This window comes from Lyngbya sp. CCAP 1446/10 (assembly GCF_026130175.1).
Taxonomy (GTDB): domain Bacteria; phylum Cyanobacteriota; class Cyanobacteriia; order Cyanobacteriales; family Microcoleaceae; genus Microcoleus.
Genome location: NZ_JAIGNI010000023.1, coordinates 18,645 through 38,023 on the forward strand (window position 1 = coordinate 18,645; position 19,379 = coordinate 38,023).

16 protein-coding genes are annotated in these 19,379 nt (G+C 46.3%); 9 read left to right on the top strand and 7 right to left on the bottom strand.

Annotated features, from left to right (window positions below; translation table 11 throughout):
- Positions 1-162 precede the first annotated feature (162 nt).
- Positions 163-672 (top strand): bifunctional nuclease family protein, encoded by a 510-nt coding sequence (locus K4039_RS11890; RefSeq protein ID WP_265235398.1) that lies wholly within the window; start codon positions 163-165, stop codon positions 670-672.
- Between the two features lie 5 nt (positions 673-677).
- Positions 678-1,808, top strand: coding sequence for an aldo/keto reductase (locus K4039_RS11895; RefSeq protein WP_265235399.1), 1,131 nt, complete (start codon positions 678-680; stop codon positions 1,806-1,808).
- 87 nt (positions 1,809-1,895) lie between these two features.
- Here the strand turns inward: K4039_RS11895 and K4039_RS11900 are convergent, their stop codons facing one another.
- Positions 1,896-2,045: a hypothetical protein gene (locus tag K4039_RS11900; protein WP_265235400.1), complete on the bottom strand. Its 150-nt coding sequence runs from the start codon at positions 2,043-2,045 to the stop codon at positions 1,896-1,898.
- A 257-nt stretch (positions 2,046-2,302) separates the two neighbouring features.
- Between K4039_RS11900 and K4039_RS11905 the strand changes: the two genes are divergently transcribed.
- The 3 genes from K4039_RS11905 (at position 2,303) to K4039_RS11915 (ending at position 7,124) form a co-directional block, all read left to right on the top strand.
- Entirely contained in the window at positions 2,303-5,536 is a 3,234-nt protein-coding gene (locus K4039_RS11905; RefSeq protein WP_265235401.1) for a PAS domain-containing protein, read from the top strand.
- A 20-nt stretch (positions 5,537-5,556) separates the two neighbouring features.
- A complete protein-coding gene (locus K4039_RS11910; protein WP_265235402.1) occupies positions 5,557-6,087 on the top strand; it encodes a hypothetical protein in 531 nt (176 codons plus the stop codon).
- 104 nt (positions 6,088-6,191) lie between these two features.
- Positions 6,192-7,124 carry a YwqG family protein gene (locus tag K4039_RS11915; protein ID WP_265235403.1) on the top strand — a complete coding sequence of 311 codons (933 nt, stop codon included), beginning with the start codon at positions 6,192-6,194 and terminating at the stop codon, positions 7,122-7,124.
- 238 nt (positions 7,125-7,362) lie between these two features.
- On the opposite strand, the gene K4039_RS11920 is transcribed toward K4039_RS11915, so the two are convergent.
- Positions 7,363-8,472 (bottom strand): extracellular solute-binding protein, encoded by a 1,110-nt coding sequence (locus tag K4039_RS11920; protein ID WP_265235404.1) that lies wholly within the window; start codon positions 8,470-8,472, stop codon positions 7,363-7,365.
- Positions 8,473-8,536: 64 nt separating this feature from the next.
- Here K4039_RS11920 and K4039_RS11925 point away from each other — a divergent pair, with 64 nt between their 5' ends.
- Positions 8,537-8,704 carry a hypothetical protein gene (locus K4039_RS11925; protein WP_265235405.1) on the top strand — a complete coding sequence of 56 codons (168 nt, stop codon included), beginning with the start codon at positions 8,537-8,539 and terminating at the stop codon, positions 8,702-8,704.
- Between the two features lie 220 nt (positions 8,705-8,924).
- On the top strand, positions 8,925-9,323 hold the full coding sequence (locus tag K4039_RS11930; RefSeq protein WP_265235406.1) for a hypothetical protein: 399 nt from the start codon (positions 8,925-8,927) through the stop codon (positions 9,321-9,323).
- A gap of 481 nt (positions 9,324-9,804) precedes the next feature.
- On the opposite strand, the gene cobT is transcribed toward K4039_RS11930, so the two are convergent.
- From cobT to K4039_RS11955, 5 genes are all read right to left on the bottom strand, one after another.
- Positions 9,805-10,911: a nicotinate mononucleotide-dependent phosphoribosyltransferase CobT gene (gene cobT, locus K4039_RS11935; RefSeq protein ID WP_265235407.1), complete on the bottom strand. Its 1,107-nt coding sequence runs from the start codon at positions 10,909-10,911 to the stop codon at positions 9,805-9,807.
- A gap of 148 nt (positions 10,912-11,059) precedes the next feature.
- Positions 11,060-11,215, bottom strand: coding sequence for a hypothetical protein (locus tag K4039_RS11940; protein ID WP_265235408.1), 156 nt, complete (start codon positions 11,213-11,215; stop codon positions 11,060-11,062).
- The gene (locus K4039_RS11945; RefSeq protein ID WP_265235409.1) at positions 11,205-11,960 is read right to left on the bottom strand and encodes a DUF2232 domain-containing protein; all 756 of its coding nucleotides are present in this window, start codon (positions 11,958-11,960) and stop codon (positions 11,205-11,207) included. The genes K4039_RS11940 and K4039_RS11945 overlap by 11 nt, the downstream gene beginning before the upstream one ends.
- A 242-nt stretch (positions 11,961-12,202) precedes the next feature.
- Positions 12,203-12,700, bottom strand: a complete 498-nt coding sequence (locus tag K4039_RS11950) for a universal stress protein (protein ID WP_265235410.1) — start codon at positions 12,698-12,700, stop codon at positions 12,203-12,205.
- 89 nt (positions 12,701-12,789) lie between these two features.
- Positions 12,790-13,500, bottom strand: a complete 711-nt coding sequence (locus K4039_RS11955) for a Crp/Fnr family transcriptional regulator (RefSeq protein WP_265235411.1) — start codon at positions 13,498-13,500, stop codon at positions 12,790-12,792.
- 1,224 nt (positions 13,501-14,724) lie between these two features.
- Here K4039_RS11955 and K4039_RS11960 point away from each other — a divergent pair.
- Positions 14,725-16,920: a hypothetical protein gene (locus K4039_RS11960; RefSeq protein ID WP_265235412.1), complete on the top strand. Its 2,196-nt coding sequence runs from the start codon at positions 14,725-14,727 to the stop codon at positions 16,918-16,920.
- Positions 16,921-17,081: 161 nt separating this feature from the next.
- Positions 17,082-18,989 (top strand): hypothetical protein, encoded by a 1,908-nt coding sequence (locus K4039_RS11965; protein ID WP_265235413.1) that lies wholly within the window; start codon positions 17,082-17,084, stop codon positions 18,987-18,989.
- Positions 18,990-19,379 lie beyond the last annotated feature (390 nt).

Consider the following 19,379-nt stretch of genomic DNA (forward strand, 5'->3'; position numbering starts at 1 on the left):
TTGTGTAGAGTCAATCTCAAATCTAAAATCTCAAATCTAAAATCGACTGATGCCGATCGGTTGTAGATTCAGGGGAAGATCGAGTCATACTGGATTTAGGTCATCTATTATGTCCAAGTTCTCTACCGCCTTGCAGTGTCTTAATTCTATGAGGCCGATCGAATGATTGAAATGAAAGTCGCTGGAATTGCCTTAGATGCAGCCACGCGCAGCCCTATTGTCCTATTGAGAGACTCTACCGAGCGACGCGCTTTGCCTATTTATATCGGTCAGGAGCAGGCAAAGGCTATTATTAGTGCGCTAGAAGGCCACAAGCCTCCTCGACCTTTAACTCACGATTTGATGGTCAATTTCCTAGAGGCCTGGAGCCTGACCTTGGAGCGAATAGTGATTCACTCGCTGCAAGATAACACGTTCTATGCCGTCCTAATCGTCCGTCAGGGTGAAGTAAAAAAAGAAATCGATGCCCGGCCCAGCGACGCGATCGCCCTGGCCATACGCACGAATAGCCCCATCTGGGTGATGGAAGAAGTCGTCGCCGATGCTTCCATACCGGTCGATCGAGATGCTGATGAGGCCGAACGCCGGGCCTTTCGCGAATTTATCTCAAACCTCCGCCCGGAGGATTTGATCAAGAGAAGCGGTTTCAGTCAGGGCGAAACTTCCTCGTAACATTTATGCGCTATCGACGGTTTGGCAAAACTAACTTGCACCTGTCTGTATTTTCCTTGGGAACCATGCGCTATTTGGCTTCTGAGGAAATTGCCTGCCAGACTGTACGGCAGGCCCTGTCTCTGGGAATCAATCACCTGGAAACGGCGGCGGGTTACGGTTGCAGCGAGGAATATCTCGGCGCGGCGTTCAAAGCTGGGTTGTCTGTCGATCGATCGCGCTTCCACGTCACTACAAAAATCCCCCCAACGGACGATGCTGCTGCAACTGAACGCTGCATTGATGAGTCCCTCAAACGTCTGAATCTAGACTATATCGACTGTCTGGCAATTCACGGTTTGAATACTTGGGAACATTTGGCGATCGTGCGATCGCCCACAGGCTGCATAAAATCTGTACAAAAAGCCCTCGCTGATGGCAGAATTCGGCACGTCGGTTTCTCGACTCACGGGCCTCTGGATCTGATTTTGGCTGCGATTAATACAGATTTGTTTGAATTTGTCAATCTGCATTATTACTATTTTTTTCAGCGCAACGCCCCGGCAATTGAACTCGCCAAGCACAAAGATATGGGCGTTTTCATCATTTCCCCGGCAGATAAAGGAGGGCAACTCTACACGCCCCCGGAAACTCTCGCACAATTGTGTTCGCCTTTCTCGCCTTTAGAGTTGAACTATCGGTTTTTACTGAGCGATACTAGAATTGGGACTCTCAGTGTGGGGGCGGCAAATCCGACAGAATTAGACGAACCTCTGAAATATTGCGATCGCGACTTTCCCCTCACCAATGCCGAAATCGCTCAGTTTGTGAGGCTAGAATCAGTTATTGCCGATCGTTTGAAAACCGACAAATGCAGCCAATGCTATGCCTGTTTACCTTGCCCGGAAAACATCAACATTCCCGAAGTATTGCGACTCCGCAATCTCGCCGTTGGGTGCGACATGACTGACTTTGGCAAATACCGCTATGCTATGTTTGAAAATGCCGGACACTGGTTTCCTGGCAGCAAAGGCAACCGCTGCACCGATTGTGGCGAATGTTTGCCCAGGTGTCCCGAAGAGTTGGACATCCCAACTTTGCTCAAAGATACTCATCAGCGACTGGGCGGCAAAGCGGGCAGGCGGTTATGGGATTGAAAAAAAGCTGAAGCAGGGAAAAGGGCGATCGAGCTGATCTAAGTGTTACAACAATTAAGTTAGACTTTTTCTAAGTGGATTTACGATCTAGTCGATCGCCAAACTACCTAGCTTTCCGACTGTCTGCGGCAGCATCCCGATTTTGTGAACAGCGTTTTTGAGGAGTGCTAGCAAAATTCTCGCTTGCCTATATATCTCTAACGAGCAAGATGCTCGCACTCCTGTAAAAGCTCTCATGGGGATGAGCCCAACAAACTTTAAATAGCTGCCGATAGCATATGTGAAAACAACTAAATAAAAAAATTTGCTTGCACAGCCAGAAACTCGATTCCTTGGAAAATACCCAATCATTTATTGCTTTGTTTGGCCAGGCGAGAGCAAACAATTTTCTGATGAGTGATTAACTGAATTTAATCTAAAATGTAAAATCTAAAATTGATGGTTCCAGATTAATTTGTCGCCTGTCATCTAAAACCGATTCCGCATCTACTACTATGGCTCAAACTCAGTTAAACGATAACCAGCCAAATTGTCTGCAACCCACTCAAGTTGCGACTTCCGAAAGATTGAAACCAGCTTTCAGGCCGTGCGTCTACAACTTATCTGTCACTAAAAACCAGCTAATTGGATTCCTGGCTTTACAAACAATCTTGCCAGTCGGATTAACGGGAGGAATACTTTGGCTAACATCGACAGTTGGCAACAATCAACTGCAAAATCAAGCTAAATCTGAACTGAGCCTGAGTGAAAGTAACTACAATCTTCAACTCGATCGCGCTGCATTCAGTTTGCAAAAATCCTCTGACAGCCAAACGATCGCCCAAACAGCCTCAGCTTACAACAGCGGCAAAAAAATATCATATTTGCAAAAATCTGTCAAGCAAATTTTGGAAAATCAAGTCAAAACAGGGGAAATAGATAGTGCTGCCTTAGTTGGAAAAAACGGGCAGATTGTTGTTAGCGTCAACCCCAAGCAGAAGGAAAAAAGTTTTAACCTGCAAAAAATAGTCGATCGAGTATTTGCTGCCAAAAAGCCAATAACCGCCAGCGAAATAATTGCTAAATCTGAAGTTCAGAAACAATTGGGATCTTTGCCGCGCGCTGCGGGAGACGGTAGCGTCCTCGTCCGCTACACAGCAATTCCCGTAAAAGATCCAAAAACTCAGACAGTGATTGCTGCCTTAGTGTTAGGAAAAGTTCTCAGCCAAACGGCGGCAGTTGCTAGCAGCGAAATCGTCAATTTACAAGGCGGATATCGCGCTATCTACTCCGTGCCAACTGACGGCAAATTTGTATTGGCAAGTTCGCAAGCATTTACAAAAAATCAAGAGTTGCCAGACTTCCTAGCCGACCAATCTCTCCTGAAATCTGCACTCGCCGCCGCAGGAAAACCAGTCGCCCAGCAAATACAAATAGGCAGTCAAACTTATACAGTGGCTGCTCAATCCCTGGACAATTTAGCCGGAAAACCTGGAGCAATTTTAGTTCGGGGAATGCCACAAACTGCGATCGCAACTTGGTGGGGCAACAATTGGCTGCTGTTGGCACTGTCTGCCGCCGCCCCCCTCGCCTTGGCAGTTGCAGTCACCCGCCGGATTGCTAAACCAGCTAACTCAAATTTATCAACAGCAGACGGGAATTGGCCCTCTAATTCCAGCGCGGAACCGCCACAGCGAACCCGGAAGTTTGGTCTAATTTATGAAAATTTAAATTTCGACGAATTCCCCGATTTATTCCCTAAAAAATTGAGTTTAGATGGTCAATTAGCCGTAGATTTTCGATATAATAAAAAATTGGCGGCCGCTCGCCCGTTAGCGCAGCCCTCGAAGAGGATCGCAAATCCCCAGATCCCGCTCGTTTTCCAACCCCTAGAATTGCCCGCCAACTCCGTCTCAAACCATTCGCGGCCGGCAAATACAGAAGTAGAAAAAAGCGCGATCGCCTTAAACCAAGTCCAGGAAGCTTGGCAAGACTTAAATCGCCTCAACTGGGAATTGCAGCCAGAAATGCTCGATCGCCAAAACACTCAAAAAGCCCTGCGCAAGAGCGAAGCACTGCTGCAAGCGATTTTAGACAACTCAACAGCAGTAATTTACATCAAAGATGTTGAGGGAAAATACCTACTCACCAATCGCCATTTTGACAATTTGTTCGACATCGCAAAAGAGCAAATAACAGGGAAAACCGACGGCGATATTTTTCCCGAAGACTCTTCAGCAGCCTTGCGAGAAAATGACCTGAAAGTTCTCGAATCCTCCTCGCCTCTAACCCTCGAAGAAATCATCCCTCAAGACGACGGCCCGCACACTTATATTTCTCTGAAATTTCCCCTCTGCAACTCCAAAGGCAAAGCTTATGCAGTCGGTACAATTTCTACAGATGTGAGCGATCGCAAAAAAGCCGAACTCACCCTAGAAAAAGCTAAAGCAGAACTAGAAGTAGAAGTCGAACAGCGCACGCTATTCCTCAAACAAGCCAATGAACTCTTGCAGTTTGAACTGGCGGCTAGAGCCCGCGGCGCGATCACAGTCAGACAAATGACGGCTCAAGTAGCGCGACACGCCAGAACAGTTGACGGCATTCTCAGCGCTTCCCTTGATCTAATTTTTCTAGTTGATCGATCGGGAAAATACACCTATGTCAGCCGCACCGCCGCCCAAGCTGCCGGCATGAACCCCAGAGAAATGATTAGCAAAACCTGGCAGGAATTAGGTTGGCCACCAAAAATTATGCAGCGGGTTCATGAAGAGTGCGATCGCATATTTGCCACATCCGAGCCTGTGAAAGGCGAAGTAATAGTCCCCACCGCAGCCTGGGGAATTCGGGACTACGAGTACATTCTCAGCCCGTTGTGTGCCACAGACGGCAGCGTGGAAGCCGTGGTGGCAACGTTGCGGGATATCACCGATCGCAAAGACGCTGAGGAAGCGTGGCAGTTGGCCAAAGAAGCGGCAGAAGTCGCCAACCGCGCCAAGAGTGCTTTTCTAGCAAACATGAGCCACGAGTTGCGGACTCCCCTGAATGCGATTATCGGCTACAGCGATATGCTGGTGGAAGATGCCGAAGAGTTAGGTAACTTAGAGGTAGTCTCGGATTTAGACAAAATTCGCACTGCTGGGAAACACTTGCTGCGACTGATTGACGACATTCTGGACATTTCCAAAATTGAAGCTGACAAGATGGAGATTTATCTCGAAAGCTTCGATGTTGGCGGCTTAATCGAGGAGGTGGAAACAACTATCAAACCGTTAATGGATAAAAAGGCTAATACTTTGGAAGTATTGATTGCTGACAATATCGGCGCTATGCACGGCGATTTGATGAAAGTGCGGCAGGTAATGCTAAATTTGCTGAGCAATGCTGCTAAATTTTCTACTAATGGGGCGATCGTACTTACTGTCGAAAGAATTACCAGCGAAGAGTTAAAAAACAAATATCAACCGCGAGTTGTTCAAATGTTAATTTTGGATTCGGAATATTTAATTTTTCGAGTGACTGACACGGGCATCGGCATGACAAAAGAACAGCAAGAGCGACTGTTTCAACCTTTCACTCAAGCGGACAATTCAACTACTCGCAAGTACGGCGGTACTGGTTTGGGATTGACTATCAGCCAGCGTTTTTGTCAGATGATGGGCGGTGATATTGAAGTTAGCAGCGAGTTAGATTGTGGTTCTACTTTTACGGCTTTTCTGCCTGCTTCGTTGTTTAGGCGATCGGAATTTTAATGATTTTGTAGCAATAAAATATGATGAATAACCGCAAATTTCGCCCCAAAAATCAAGTTTCCCGCCGCAGAGATAGCATTTTGACAAAAAGTTTATTTTTGTTCCTAATTGCCAGTTCTACCTGCATCACAGCCTTGCTGTGGGGACAATCTGCGGCATTCTCCCAGCAGCCAGTCTGCCCGACTGGAGATGCTGCTAATTTCCCGTCGCCACCACTGTCGCAAACCGAACCAAGCGTGCCGAGTCTGTGGTTAGCAGAAAAACAGTTTGGTGGTAAATTGCTGGATCGCTGGTTTGTTGATCGCGATAACGCTTTGGTAATCATCATCGTCAACCGCCAACTGTGGAGTTTGCTAGACTATATCGAACGCTATCAGTTTGTCAACCGCTTCGGCACTGTGTCGAGCGAATACGGTTACAATCTGCGAGTTTGCAATCGTCAAGGGACGGCTTTGGCGATTTATTCGTGCAAGGGCGATCGGCTTAACTGTAAAATTGATTTAGAATCTCTGTCAAATCCCGGTCTCCGAGGCAAAATCAAAAGCTTTTAGTAGGGTGCGTCAGCAGCGATTTGTTTTCAGGATAATCGATAAATCAATAGCTGATGCACCGTGCATTTTAGCTAATAAATGCGGTTTATAATTCGTAGAAAAAAATGAAAACAACCCTTGAACTTCCTGCTGAATTAGAACCTTTCCGTCAAGAAATTGAAAGTTCAGAAAAGCCTGTTATCAAAATCACTTACGAACGCAAGGCGACTGATTTGTGGTCAAGCAAATTTGGCGGAGTGCCTTACTTGCCGAAAGGTTACGATTTTCCCAAAGATAGTGATGGAAAATATATGCACCTTTTGGCACAACTCAATTTTGAGGAAATTTTTGCCCAAGTGCCATATTTAGCCCCTTTTCCCAAACAAGGAATTTTGCAGTTTTACATTGGTGACACAGATTTGTATGGTACGGATTTAGATAATTTGGACAACCAAAAAGATTTTAAAATATTGTATTTCCCCGAAATAGACATAAATTATTGTCAAACATATTTTGCTTTTTTGTTGAATGTCAATGAGACATATTCAACTTTAAACAATCAAAGATTTAGTGCGGTGCAATTTTTTGAGAAAAATAATTGTCCGATTTATAATCCTTTTGCCGATTGTCTTTATGAACATTATTCACCTTTAAAGCACCAAGATGTGAATAATTATCAAGAATGTTTGGCTTTACAGTTTAAGTCTGACAATGAGTGGGTTTGCCCAGAAGACTATCAATTTAATAATTTTCTTGGAGAACAAAAGCTTAAACAATTCTTTGATGTAATGGATGCAGATGATGACAAATTAAATGATTGGTATTATGCTAATATATACGAAATTGACCATAAAATAGGGGGATACGGCTACTTTACGCAAACTGACCCTCGTGAGTATAGTACGCAATACAAAGACCATAAAGTTGTGCTATTACACATGATTAGTGATGATGAGATTTGTTGGGGTGATGATGGAGTAGGCAACTTTTTGATTCGCGCTGAGGACTTAGAAAAATTAGATTTTTCTCAGGTGATTTATAATTACGATTGTTATTAAAATTAAAATACTAACTCTTCAACCCGTGCTATTTTTTTATTGTTCTAAGGTACGTAGTTGCGCTTCAGCGCTCTTTGGAAGCATCTCATTTTTGCGAAAAGCATTTTTTCTTTGAATGCTGTCCCGATCGCCTATTGTACAATACGGGAGCGGGGACAGCATTATAAATGTAAAACTGCGATGCTCCCCGCTATTTCATAGATCAAAGAGCGCTGAAGCGCAACTACGTAACTCACTTTTAGCCTTTCACTACTTGCCGAATTTCTTGCCAGAGCGATCGATATTGTGCAATCCCCGCATCCCCGAAAGGCAGCAGAAAGTCGCTAGCAGCAAGAATCTTAGCCTCCGGTAACAACACAGAATTACTGCGCACATCTGCCGGCAAATCCTCCGGTTTCATGCCGACAATTATGGGCGAACTAGCCTTAGCCAGCAAAGACAATTGAGGAGCAATTTGAGGCTGCAAGCAAAAATTAATCCATTTTTCTGCTAAAGAAACTGGCTTTCCTGATGCGGGTTGTACCCACAAATCCGTCCAAAGTGCAGTTCCAGAAGCAGGAATTACTACAGCAATATCGCTTTGAGTTTGCAACAGCGGCAGCACATCGCCAGAGGAACCGACGGCTAACCAAGTATCGCCTAAAATCAAGGGTTGCAAGTAAGAATCGGAACTATAAAGTTTAGCTTGTCCGTGCAGGTTTGCCAGTTCTTTTTTGAGATTCGGAACTTGATCTAATTGCTGAGTATTGTAAGATTTTCCGAGTTTTTTTAATGTTAAACCTATAACTTCTCTTGCACTATCCGGTAGCGAAATTCGATCGCGCAATTCGACTCGCCACAAGTCACTCCAATCTGTCGGAGTCCACCCCAAAGCCTTAAATTTGTCGGTTCGATAGGCAATTACCGTACTTCCCCAGCGGTAAGGTGCAGCCCAAACTTGACCTTTAGCGTCTAATTGACCGTCATCGTTGCGTCTGACGAGTTTTTGCCATCTTTCGGGCAATTTTGACCAATTATTAATTGTAGCAGGATCGATCGGCTGAATCAATTTTTGCCGAATTGCCACAGTCAGCCAATAATCTCCCAACATCACCAAGTCAGCTTGATTTTTGGCTGCGGGTGTCCGTTTCCACTTTTGCAACAAAGCGAATAATTCTTTTAATTGTGCTTCCTGCGTTACCTGCAAAACCGGAGACGGTTGTAAGTCGCGGCTAAATTTGCTTGCGAGTTGGGCTGGAATACCGTTTTTGAGCGATCGAATTTTGAGAGTGGGCTTCGACTCGCACCCTGCGGCCAATTGACTTAAAGTTAGGGTGGCTGCGCCCAATAGCAAAGACCTTCGTTTCACCTGTGAATCCGCTTTTCTAAATATTGACCGATGTTTTGTGTTCTGCGGCCCGGTAAATAATTCTTTGTCGAGTCCGGTATTTAGCGCCGATTGGTTTTATTTATTCCTCAAACACAAAGCTATTGTACTCGGTTCTGATGCGATCGGAGTCTGTTTTGCCCAAAGCACTGGTGGCGCGAGTCAATCTCACCGGACACTCCGCCCTCCAACTCTCAGAAACCGAGTTTTTTAACTCTGATTGAAGGTTGGAACGAAGTATGGGTTAAAAACCCCCGTTTCAGCGTCCCAGAAAATCTCAAATCTCAAATTCTCAAGCTGATTCTGTAAATCTACCATCAGGATTGGGAACACAACAATTACCTCAAAAATTAAATAATTTAGTGATAAATCCCAGTTATGTAAAGATTTATATTATATATAAAGATATAAATTACTATCCAGAGGATGATTCTATGGAAGCCCTACGCCAGCAAGTTACAGCATTGACCCAGCAAGTCGATGCTCTGTACAAACTCATAGAAAACCTCAATGAAAAGTTATTGGAGTCAGCCCAGGAGACGAAGCTGATTCAGCAGCAAAAAAACGATCGCCCTGGAACACTAGGAAATGACAAAACCTCGTCATATCAAACCTATAGTCGTCTCGACGCGCTCCTCGAACACAAAGATATACTGTTAGATGACAGCTACTTCGACAAGAATTCTCAAAGCTTGGAAAAAGAGCTAAGTTCAGAGATTCAAATCCAGCGCCTTACCGCTCAGCTAACAGCAGCTTACAATCGAATTGCTGCCTTGGAAGAACAGTTGCTCTCCAAAAGAATTCACTCGCAACAGGTAGGCGGGTCTAATTAGATATTGCTGCTGGCGATCGGGCATTAATCCAGATATAACAATACAAGTTGCGTTGATTTCTGCTCGTCTACTTATCGCGGTTATCAAAAAAGTGAGGAGAGCCTCATGCCCTATGCCCTATGCCCTATGCCCTATGCCCTATGCCCTATGCCCTATGCCCTATGCCCTATGCCCTATGCCCTATGCCCTATGCCCTATGCCGTTCGCATACCTGATCTTTCTGAGAAAGGCTATATAGAGTCATTGAATAGAGTATTTTAGTCTCGCGCAATTAGCAGTAGGAATACTGCATCAAAGCGAGATATTGTGTAGAATATTCTGTAAATCTGAAAGCAAAAATGTTACAGAAAATGATATAATTATTCAGCCCAAACGAAGCTAATTGAGCAGCACAACTAGCTTCGCAGCTCGATCGCAAATCTGAATTTTTAATCTTAAGTTCCTCACATTCCGGGACGCACAGAAAACGAAAAACCCGGTTTTAATGTTTAATTTCACAGCGCGATGCTAGGGCCTCAACAGCTTGCAGGAGTTGGGTTGGAGTCCAATTTGCAGTCAAGCCGCTGGCGATCGCACACGCACCCGCACCGACACCTTCTTTCACATACCCGCGATCGTAAGCTTGTAGTTGCGCGTACCGAGAACCCGCAAAGCTTAACTGTGCAGCCAACAAAGGCACACCGCCGATATCCTTAGCGAGTCCCACCGTGTCTCCTGTAGGGTCTTGGGCTACCCAGCGCGTAGTCCCCACCGCGACTTGTTCGGGACACCATAACAAAGCATATTTGCGGGTTAGAGCCTGCATCAAAGCATACACTGCCAGCATTTGCGTGCCGCCAGCTAGAAGTACCCCGCAAGTCCGACTCGCGGCGATCGCCATTCCCGCCACCGCTATTTGCATCGGATCGCCCACTGCCGCTACCAAATCCAGGGGAGTGCTATTTTTTCCGCCGATTTCCCACCCAGCATTATTTAGTCCCGCTGTCACCGCAGCCAATTTTTGAGTATGATTGCAGCGAGGATGGGAACTATTAACTTTGCCCGCTGCTGCAATTCCCAAACCCATTAACACGCCCAAAGCAGTAGTCGTTCCCCCAACTACGCACTCCCCTAAAATTAAATAATTGCCATTAGTTTCAGCGGCCAATTTAGCCCCCCAAATTAATCCTTGTTCCAGCAAATGTTTGACTGTTTCGAGTTCTAAAGCATTCCCAGAAGTGAGACATTTTGCAGCAGTACCGCCCAGATCAATTGCAGGTACGGGAGGCGGCAGGGGTAAACCAGCATTAAACAGGTAAAGGGGAATTTCCAAAGCTTCGATTACGGCGCGAGATATCAGTACCGGCGATGCCCCGGCTTCTAGGGGCGGCAAGGGATATTGCGGCGACGGTTGGGGGCCGTTATACAAAAATTCTGCATCGGCTAAACAAGTAAATTGTCGATCGCGCGGGGTTGCTCCTGCTGCCGAAATCCCCGGAATTAAGCCAGTTGCGGTAAATCCTAACACGCAGGCAAATATCGGTTTTTTTCCCTGATAGCGATCGAGCCACCGCTGGCCCTGTTCAATTTCTGTATAAGTATGAATCATAAATTAGTCAGTAGTCAGTAGTCAGTAGTCATTAGTCATTAGTTATTAGTTATTAGTCATTAGTCATTAGTCATTAGTCATGGGGAATTGATAATTGTCGGAAAAACCAGAAAGAGGTAAAGCGGATAATTTTATTTTTTTCCTTCCCTCAACAGGCATCAGTTAAATCAGTTACAAAATCTTTCTTCCTTCTTCCCTCTTCCCTCTTCCTTCTTCCTTCTTCCTTCTTCCTTCTTCCTTCTTCCCTCTTCCTTCTTCCTTCTTCCTTCTTCCTTCTTCCTTCTTCCTTCCGATTACTCTTCATAATCGATTAAAACTTGCACCCAGCGTGGTGGCCGCGGAATCGGATTTCCCAAACGATCTAGCAGCAACAAAGCTACTAAATGCACTACAAATAAATAGACAATATTATTAACCAAAATCATCCCAGCGGCGATCGCCCCAATTGTACTCAAACTCGGCACACTCAGCCAGCCCAGCTTCACAAACACCCATTCCACAATCTCTGTTACCTGGGCGGTTACATAAACCCAGAGATCTTGACCCACCAAAGCTGACAGCAGCCAAAACTTAAAAAAGAAGCCAACAGTACCAATTAGCGCGCCCACACTAATAGACACAGACCAACTCGCTTTGCGCCGCCAAAGTCCTCCCAGCGCAACTCCCATAACTCCAAAAGGAATCACGTATAAAATGCTTCGCGTCGGGCCCATGAGTACCGACAGCAGCAAACCCGATACCAAAGCTGACATCCAAGCGGCTCTGTTGCCCCAGCGCAGGTAAACTAGGGCAATGGGTACCGGGAAAAAAACCCGCAGCAAAGGCCCTAGCGGAAAGTAATAATTGATCAGCCAAATCAAGCTAGCGGTACTTGCTAAAAATGCCGTTTCTACGAGCCTCAAAGGCGCTTCCCTAGTGGTGGGCGTTCCCGGAGCTGGATTTTTGCGATCGCCCGCCAAATCTGAAATAGCGGCGGTTTCCGGCTCATTATTTTTACTGGGTGAACTGCCCGAATTAGACGTGGCATCTGCTGACAAAAAATCACTCATCCGATTTTAGATTTTAGATTTTAGATTTTACGGAACTTGCCCGCTATACGGCTGATTCCCAGTTTTCCGATTTTAGATTTTAGATGATAGCTTTTACAGGACTTGCGCGCTATAAGACTGCTTCCCGGTTTCACTGTTTGGATGCGTCGCCGCCAAATTTAATCTTGATCATAGAAACCGGGTTTAAGTACGAACGCAAGTCTTATTTTAGATGGATTTCTCAGCAAAAATTTTCAGCAGCATTATTTTTCCGCTTTGACTTCCTGAATTACAAAAACCGAACAAGATGCGTGGTGAACAACATAATTGCTGACACTGCCGAGGAAAGCTTCTGTGAACCCCGTGCGGCCGCGTCTTCCTACTACTATTAAATCTGCCCCCCAAGTTTGGGCGTGTTCACAGACAGAATGCCCCGCATCGCCGTCCATTTGGCAGTCAAATTCCACCTCCAATCCTTGCTTGGCGGCGGCGTCGCTATAATTTTTCAGCAAACCCTCAGCCTGTTTTACCTCCCTTTCCATGCGCAAACGTTGAGCTTGATAAGCTTGATCCATTAACTCGACATTCATGCCCAAATCGACCGGAATTGGCACTGCCGTCTCGCCCAGCGTGTTGACAGTAACGCAGTGAAATAACATCATCTTTGCCCGATCGCCCACAGCTAATTCTAAAGCTTGACTAAAGACGCGGTGGCCTAGATCGGAATCATCAACGGCGGCGAAAATTTTCTTAAAACTCACAGCTTTACCTCCGGCGAGAAATCATCAATATCAGTTAGTTAACAGAGAGTGCTTTTGAATTAGATTCTAATTAGCAGTCTCTGATACTTCTACATTAACAGACGCTCTAAGGCGTGTAGGTCTGGAATGCACAAAACGTCACGTTCGCGCAGAATCGTTCCTTTTTTTTCCAGCTTGCTGAGCACTCGCGTTACCGTTTCGCGAGCCAGCCCGCTGAGGCTACTTAATTCTCTGTGCGGCAGGTTGGGAATTTCTGTGCCTCCACTTGACATGATTTTTCCTTGCCCCTCTGCCAAAAATAACAAAATATCTGCTACTCGCGAGGTACTGTCCGATTCTCGCAAACGCAGACGGCGGTTGACTTGCCGCAGGCGGCGTGCCATCAATTGAGCTAGCCGAATGCCTGCGAGGGGCTCGGTATGAATAAGCTGCACAAAATCCTGAGCTGGCATATTTCCGATCAGTGTCGGGGCTAGGGTGATCACATCTGTCGATCGCGGTGTTTCTTCGATCGCTGCCATTTCCCCGAATAGTTCTCCTTTCCCTAAAATATTCAGCGTTACTTCTTTTCCATCTAGGTTGTAGGTGCGAATTTTCACCCAACCATCCAATATAAAATACACGGATGTTCCCCAGTCATTTTCGAGTAAAATCACTTGATTTGACGGATGACTGCGGGTAACGATGTGGACAGTTGCTTTCTCGATTACAGGATCGGGTAATCCTGCAAAAAAAGGAGTAGAAACTATCAATTGATTTATATCGGAATTTGGATCTCGGGCGTTAAAGCGGTCTTCCATGAGGCCATCATTTTAATTTATGTGCTTGATCTGCGCTGGGCAGTTAGAAATAGCTTGCAGCCGAGTCATTCGATTTGAGATTCAAGCATTTGAGAAACAAGGATCTAAAATCAGCAATTTTTCCTCTAAAGTTTTGCCGTCAAAGGTCGAATATGGGGATTAATAGCCTCAAGCTCTGATTGTGAGCTAGAAACCAAACACCATACCATAATTGTTTAGATACATACCGCGGAGCAAATTTTATTAACAAAATTTTAGCAGCGCGGCAACCAACTGAGCGATCGACTTACCGAAGACAAGCACTTCGCGAACACAAGCTTAACACTGCTCAGAGATTTGTGGTCAACAGGCTCGGCAGTCGATCGGCTAGTGGCAGCATAAGTCCGCACACCGGACAGACGGCGACCACATCCGACTGCAACTCTCTGCAACCAGTCAAATGTCAGCACTACCAGAAAAATATACAGCAATTCCCAGCCCAAATGTTGGCGCTCTTGGCAACCGAAACCAACTCAATTTCCAGCATTTTTTTATGCTCCCCTGAGATTATAGTACCATTAATCTCTAGCCATGAACACAGATCAAAAGCTATGATGAAAGATTTGTCAAATTGAGTGTACGGGGACAAGCCGGAATCCGGGAATCCCAAATCGCAGATTGTTTGAGGTTTTTTCCAAGTCTGTGAAAGATGGAAACAAAAATTTACCGCATTACCTGATGAGAGACTGGGCGCGGGGCCACCGTCGCAAACGCGGGGTTATGGGTGAGACAGTGGCAGTTCGTGCGATCGCTGCTATCCCTCTTGGCTGAATCGCCTGTCTGTGCCCGGAAACAATGACAGCAGCCACAGAATTTGAGATCACTTGCAGGCAGTCGAAATTACCAGAAAGAATTGGTTTAAAGCCGGAACCCTGATCGGGAGAAATTAAAAGCAGACGATTTATTACTCCAATCCTCTTCCTGACCGGGAGAGGTCGCCCTCAACTGTCAACAGTCAACTGTCAACTGAATTACCGGGCATTTGATGCGGAAGTACCGGCTAACATATTATATGCAAGAGAAGTCATCCGAAGGCAAAAGGTTGATTCACAGTTGTCGGAAAATATTAGTAAATTATTGACGAACTCGCATTCAGATTATTCTATCTATTGGCATAGCTGCCGCCTGACTTCAATCTTTTGCCGATCGAGTTTCTCCCTAGCCGCATTCCCAGAGGTTCCGCCCTTGAATTCTCAGAAGTACAAAATTCAAGCACTTATTGCTGAGATTGATGAGGTACTCAGCAAGCCCGCACCCCGCTTGCCTTGGACGGGTTCGATCGATACTGTCCACCAGCGCCAACTTTTAGAGCGAGTTCGCGCTTATCTGGTTTCCTCAGACTCAAAGGTAGCTGCCCGCAAAGGGTCAGCCAGCCCAAATGTCCGCCCGGAACCAGTTCCAGTGCCCAAAATGCCGCCGAGGGTCGATCGCCCCTCAGCAGCAGAGCAAATTATGCTTGCCGTCACCGGGGAAATCAGCAACCTGCGCTCAAGCCTGACGGGGCCGCTCCAAGAAGACATAGAAGCTCTGCGACAACAGCAGCAAGCTTTAATTCAAGAAATCCAACAGCTAGAAGCAAAACGACAGCAGCAACAATCCCTAGCTCAGCAACAAGCAAACCAACAGCAAATCATTTCTGAATTCTTGCAGGTACTGACGGGGCGCTTGGAAGAAAGCTTGGATCGCGATTTATCGCAAATTTTCCGTAGCCTAGAAAATCAGTTGTTACCAAGCAGTGCTGCACAATCGCAGCCATCGGCTTTAAACCCACAAACCTTAGAAGAACACCCGTTGTTGACACCAGCTCAAAGATTGGAGCAAATGCAACGCTTCCAAGCTAGTGCTGACAGTCTGCTGATGAGGCTCGATTCTACGATGGGGATCGTGTTCGAGGCTTTGGAAGCAAATCTCCAAAGCTATCAAGCTTCCTTGGGACAAGGAATCGATAATATGTATGGTTTGAGCCAGCAGAGCGAGGCAATGTTGGCGGCTTTTGTTAACCACTTGGCCACACAGTTGAGACGAGAAGGGTCTTCTTACGTGCAGCAGCCGATCGCCCAGGCAAATCTCGAAACGACCACCCCAACCGCAGCAGATCGCTCCTGGGCCACTCCCGCTCTCTCAAATACTGCGATCGAACCCTCAGCCACCGCCGACAGTGAAGAGCGCAGCGGCGAACTCCCTGATCAAGACAGATTGCCCTACGCCGGGACAGAAATTTCTTCGCAATTCGGAAAATTGAGGCGCGATAGCGATCGCCTTGAAGCCCCTCTATCGCTCCCAGATTGGGCAGACAATTTGTTTGGTTATTCACCCGAAAGACCTCGACTGGAAACTCAGTTTTCTGGCAGTGAGTCGGAAGATCTGTTAGCAAAAAATGGCGAAAATGTTGAGGATTTGTACGCGAGTTTGTTTGCAGGAGAAGCCGTCGCAGAACTAGAATTAGAACCAGAAGATTTTACGATCGAAAATAGTGAAATTGCTGCCGAAAGTGCAGCGGCACAATCTCAAATTGTGGCAGAAAGTGAAAGGGCAGAACCCCTAAATACTGTTGAAGATTTGTTTGCTAATCTGCTGGATGAAGGCGAATCGCTGTCAGATTATATGACAGATGAAGAGTCAGAATTCGTAATTGGTAATTCTGTAGAGGCTCTAACTTTAGATACTGAAGATTTATTTGAACCACAAGTTACAACAATACCTCAAGTTTCAGAACCGCCAGCCTTAAGTTCGATCGCGGCAAAAGTTGACTTGGACGATCGAGAAAATCTAGAAACGGCTCAAAACCTAAGTGAGTATTTCGACACTGCTGCTACGCCTCCATCGCCAGCAGAAATTAGCCCCAACCAACCCAACCACGTGCCGAGTGCCCGTGATGTTCAAACTGACGAGTTTGGAACCTCGTCCCAGGGACTCGATGATGTTTACATCCAAGCTTCGCCGGACGAGGATTTGCTACCGGTTGAGGCATTAGAAGATGACCTCGATCGAGCCCTAAAGTTGGACGTTAATACTCTGGAACTGTTGGAGACAGACCTCTACAATCTGGAGGGATTGGACAATACTGCGGAACGGCGATCGAATTCCAGTGCGGTTAACAGCTTAGATTTATCGGCGAGTGATCCATCGGGCGGTGCAGACAATCCCTTTGGCGAAGCGGCAGAGGAAGAACTCGGATCGCTGGAGGATTTGTTCTCCGACGTGTTGGAACTTTCATCTGAGGATGAACCCTTTGTTTTAGAAGACGAACTTGAGGATGATTTGTTTGCTGAGGAAGATGAATCGAATTTGACGCTAGACGAGATTTTGGCGAGTTTGAACGATACCAATGGAGAACAGTCCCAAACTGCCGAACCTCCAGAAAGTAAAAAAAAAACCTAATTTCCACAGAGAGTAAAACCGGAGTTGTTGAGAAAATAACCGAGTCCGAGTCTAGCGAATTTGCTGTTCCACAGCAGCAAGAGTCGGCGCTGCATTCTGTTCCAGGTGCGATCGCCCCTTCATCCTCTCAATCCCCAAAACGCCAGAATTCTCGTTGGTATTTGGGCATTGATTTCGGTTCCTGTGGGCTGTCGGCGGCTTTACTCGATCGCGCCAGCGGCCAGTTGCACCCGATTTACTGGGAAACACCGCAGGCTGAGTTTGCCGCAGCGAGCGCGAGCTTTCGCATTCCCTCAGTCGTGGCGATCGAGGAAACAGCCCCAAACAGCACAAGTGGCCAGCAGGTGACAGTCAAGTCGGTGGGATGCCGGCAGTTGGATGTACCTGCGGGAGAATTTTTACTGCAAAATTTTAAATTGCCTTTAAAGGTGGGCATTCCTTATCAGCGCGCAACTGCTGGGATGTACGAACCGCTGTTGCAGTGGTCGTCAAATCGGGCTATGTCGATCGCCCTACCACTGCACGCTGTGCGGGCGCTGCTGGCTACTTTGAATCCGAGCAACCAGGGGCAAAAATTTGGCAAAGTGGGGGAAGTTTTGGATTCTGCAATGGCGGCAAATTTTGCTCTCTTGCCAGTTTCTAATTTAATCTGTAAAGCTTCGGGACTGACAGCAGAAACTCTCGATGCAGCCCTGAAAGACTTGCAGGGTGTGATTTTGGGAACTCCGGCGAGCTGGTCGGATGCTTATCGGTTTAACCTGCGGGAGGCTGTTTTGGGCGCGGATCTGGTGGCTTCTGGTTCGCAAATTTTTGTAGTAGAAGATGCGATCGCCACTTTGGTTGCTGCTGTAATTCCCATCAAAAATCCCACAGAAGTGCCATCTTCGGCGATTAATTCTATTAATAGCGAACTCGCAGAAGCTGCACCGCTAACTGTAAATGCTTCGTCTTTTAGCGGGGGAACTTTGATTCTGAATGCGGGGGCGGTGACAGTGGAATTAGCTTTAGTTGAGTTGCCGGAAAATCTTCAAGATTTAACTCGTGCTGATTTTACTTGCCAAAGTTTTGATGCGGCTGGCAATGCTTTCGATCAGGATATTATTTGTCAGTTGTTGGCGAAAAATGAAACTTGGGGAATGTCGATCGATTTGCCACGTCCGGGACATCCAGATTTACCGAGTCGCTATCAATTGCAGCAGCGGTTGCAAGGTTCTGTTTTTGGCCTGCAATTGTTAGAGGCTGCAAGGCAAATAAAAGTTATTTTGCAACATCAAGAAAGTTTTGTTTTGGATATTGGCCAGCAGCATTGGGATGTGAAGCGCAAAGATTTGGAAAGTCTAGTTTTAGTGCCTTTTGTGCAGCAGTTGAATCGTGAATTAAATGCTTTGCTTAGCCGCGCGGGAATGTCGCCGGCGGGGATTAATCAGGCGATTTGTACTGGGGGCATGGGTGGTTGGGCTGCGATCGCCCGTTGGTTGCGGCAGAAGTTGCCGAATGCGATCGTGCTTCAAGATCGGGAATGGGAGGGCGATCGAGATATTTCGGAAACTCACAATTCTCCATTAAGTTATTTACCGCAAAACATCAAAAATTCCAAAAAAAGTGGTCAAGTTGCCTGCGGGTTGGCGAGTTTGGCTCTCTATCCTCAAATTTTGGATGTGCCGCAACAGTACAGCGACTTTTTTCTGCTGTGGGAATTAATGCAGGTTTTGGGCAGGGAAACTCTGAGCTTTGAGGAAATTTTGCAGTTATTGGAACGCCAGGGCGTGAACACGCGCACCTGCGAGCCCCGGATTCTGCGGATTTTGTCAGGACAATTGCCGGCGGGACTTTTGCCGGAGGAGGAAGATTTCATGCTGCTAGCCGAGGAGTCGAGGCAAAATCCCGATTGGGAAGCAATTTTGGCCGAGCCGCTTTTCTTTGAAGATGTCTCGCGGGGTTATCGTTTGAATGTGGAACACGCCTCTGTTGTTCGCGAATATTTAGGCCTGCTCGCCTCTAGCAGCCAGCAAAAATTATTAGAGCCGCTCACAATTGCTTGGGATGTTCGCATGGATAGCGATCGTTAACAGTTGACAGTTGACAGTTGACAGTTGACAGTTGAGTGCGAAGTTTTTAGGCCGGGGATTTAAGCCCCTGCCTAAAAACAATCCACCTAAAGGTGGGGGCTTAAATCCCCTGTGCTTTGGTAAACTGCCAAAAACCTGGTTTCTCAGTGGAATTCTCCCTGTCTTCCCGAATATTCCTCGTAGAAACCAGGTTTTTGGTCACAAAAATTAATTTTTTCAGTAAATGTACTTAATTTTACATAATTTTTATACCTTTTGAGAAGAAATACACAGAAACTTTATAAAAGTGTGGCAGCTTTTTAAAGATTGTGCAAAGCCCAGGATTTGAGGTGGTTCAAGTTTGTTGAGTCTCATAAGATGGACGTGAGATCTCGTTAAAATTGAGATAAA

Excerpts from the sequence above, each read along its gene's own strand:
- K4039_RS11890 (WP_265235398.1), top strand. The coding sequence starts at position 163 with ATGATTGAAATGAAAGTCGCTGGAATTGCCTTAGATGCAGCCACGCGC.
- K4039_RS11895 (WP_265235399.1), top strand. The coding sequence starts at position 678 with ATGCGCTATCGACGGTTTGGCAAAACTAACTTGCACCTGTCTGTATTT.
- K4039_RS11900 (WP_265235400.1), bottom strand. The coding sequence starts at position 2,045 with ATGAGAGCTTTTACAGGAGTGCGAGCATCTTGCTCGTTAGAGATATAT.
- K4039_RS11905 (WP_265235401.1), top strand. The coding sequence starts at position 2,303 with ATGGCTCAAACTCAGTTAAACGATAACCAGCCAAATTGTCTGCAACCC.
- K4039_RS11910 (WP_265235402.1), top strand. The coding sequence starts at position 5,557 with ATGATGAATAACCGCAAATTTCGCCCCAAAAATCAAGTTTCCCGCCGC.
- K4039_RS11915 (WP_265235403.1), top strand. The coding sequence starts at position 6,192 with ATGAAAACAACCCTTGAACTTCCTGCTGAATTAGAACCTTTCCGTCAA.
- K4039_RS11930 (WP_265235406.1), top strand. The coding sequence starts at position 8,925 with ATGGAAGCCCTACGCCAGCAAGTTACAGCATTGACCCAGCAAGTCGAT.
- cobT (WP_265235407.1), bottom strand. The coding sequence starts at position 10,911 with ATGATTCATACTTATACAGAAATTGAACAGGGCCAGCGGTGGCTCGAT.
- K4039_RS11940 (WP_265235408.1), bottom strand. The coding sequence starts at position 11,215 with ATGAAGAGTAATCGGAAGGAAGAAGGAAGAAGGAAGAAGGAAGAAGGA.
- K4039_RS11945 (WP_265235409.1), bottom strand. The coding sequence starts at position 11,960 with ATGAGTGATTTTTTGTCAGCAGATGCCACGTCTAATTCGGGCAGTTCA.
- K4039_RS11955 (WP_265235411.1), bottom strand. The coding sequence starts at position 13,500 with ATGGAAGACCGCTTTAACGCCCGAGATCCAAATTCCGATATAAATCAA.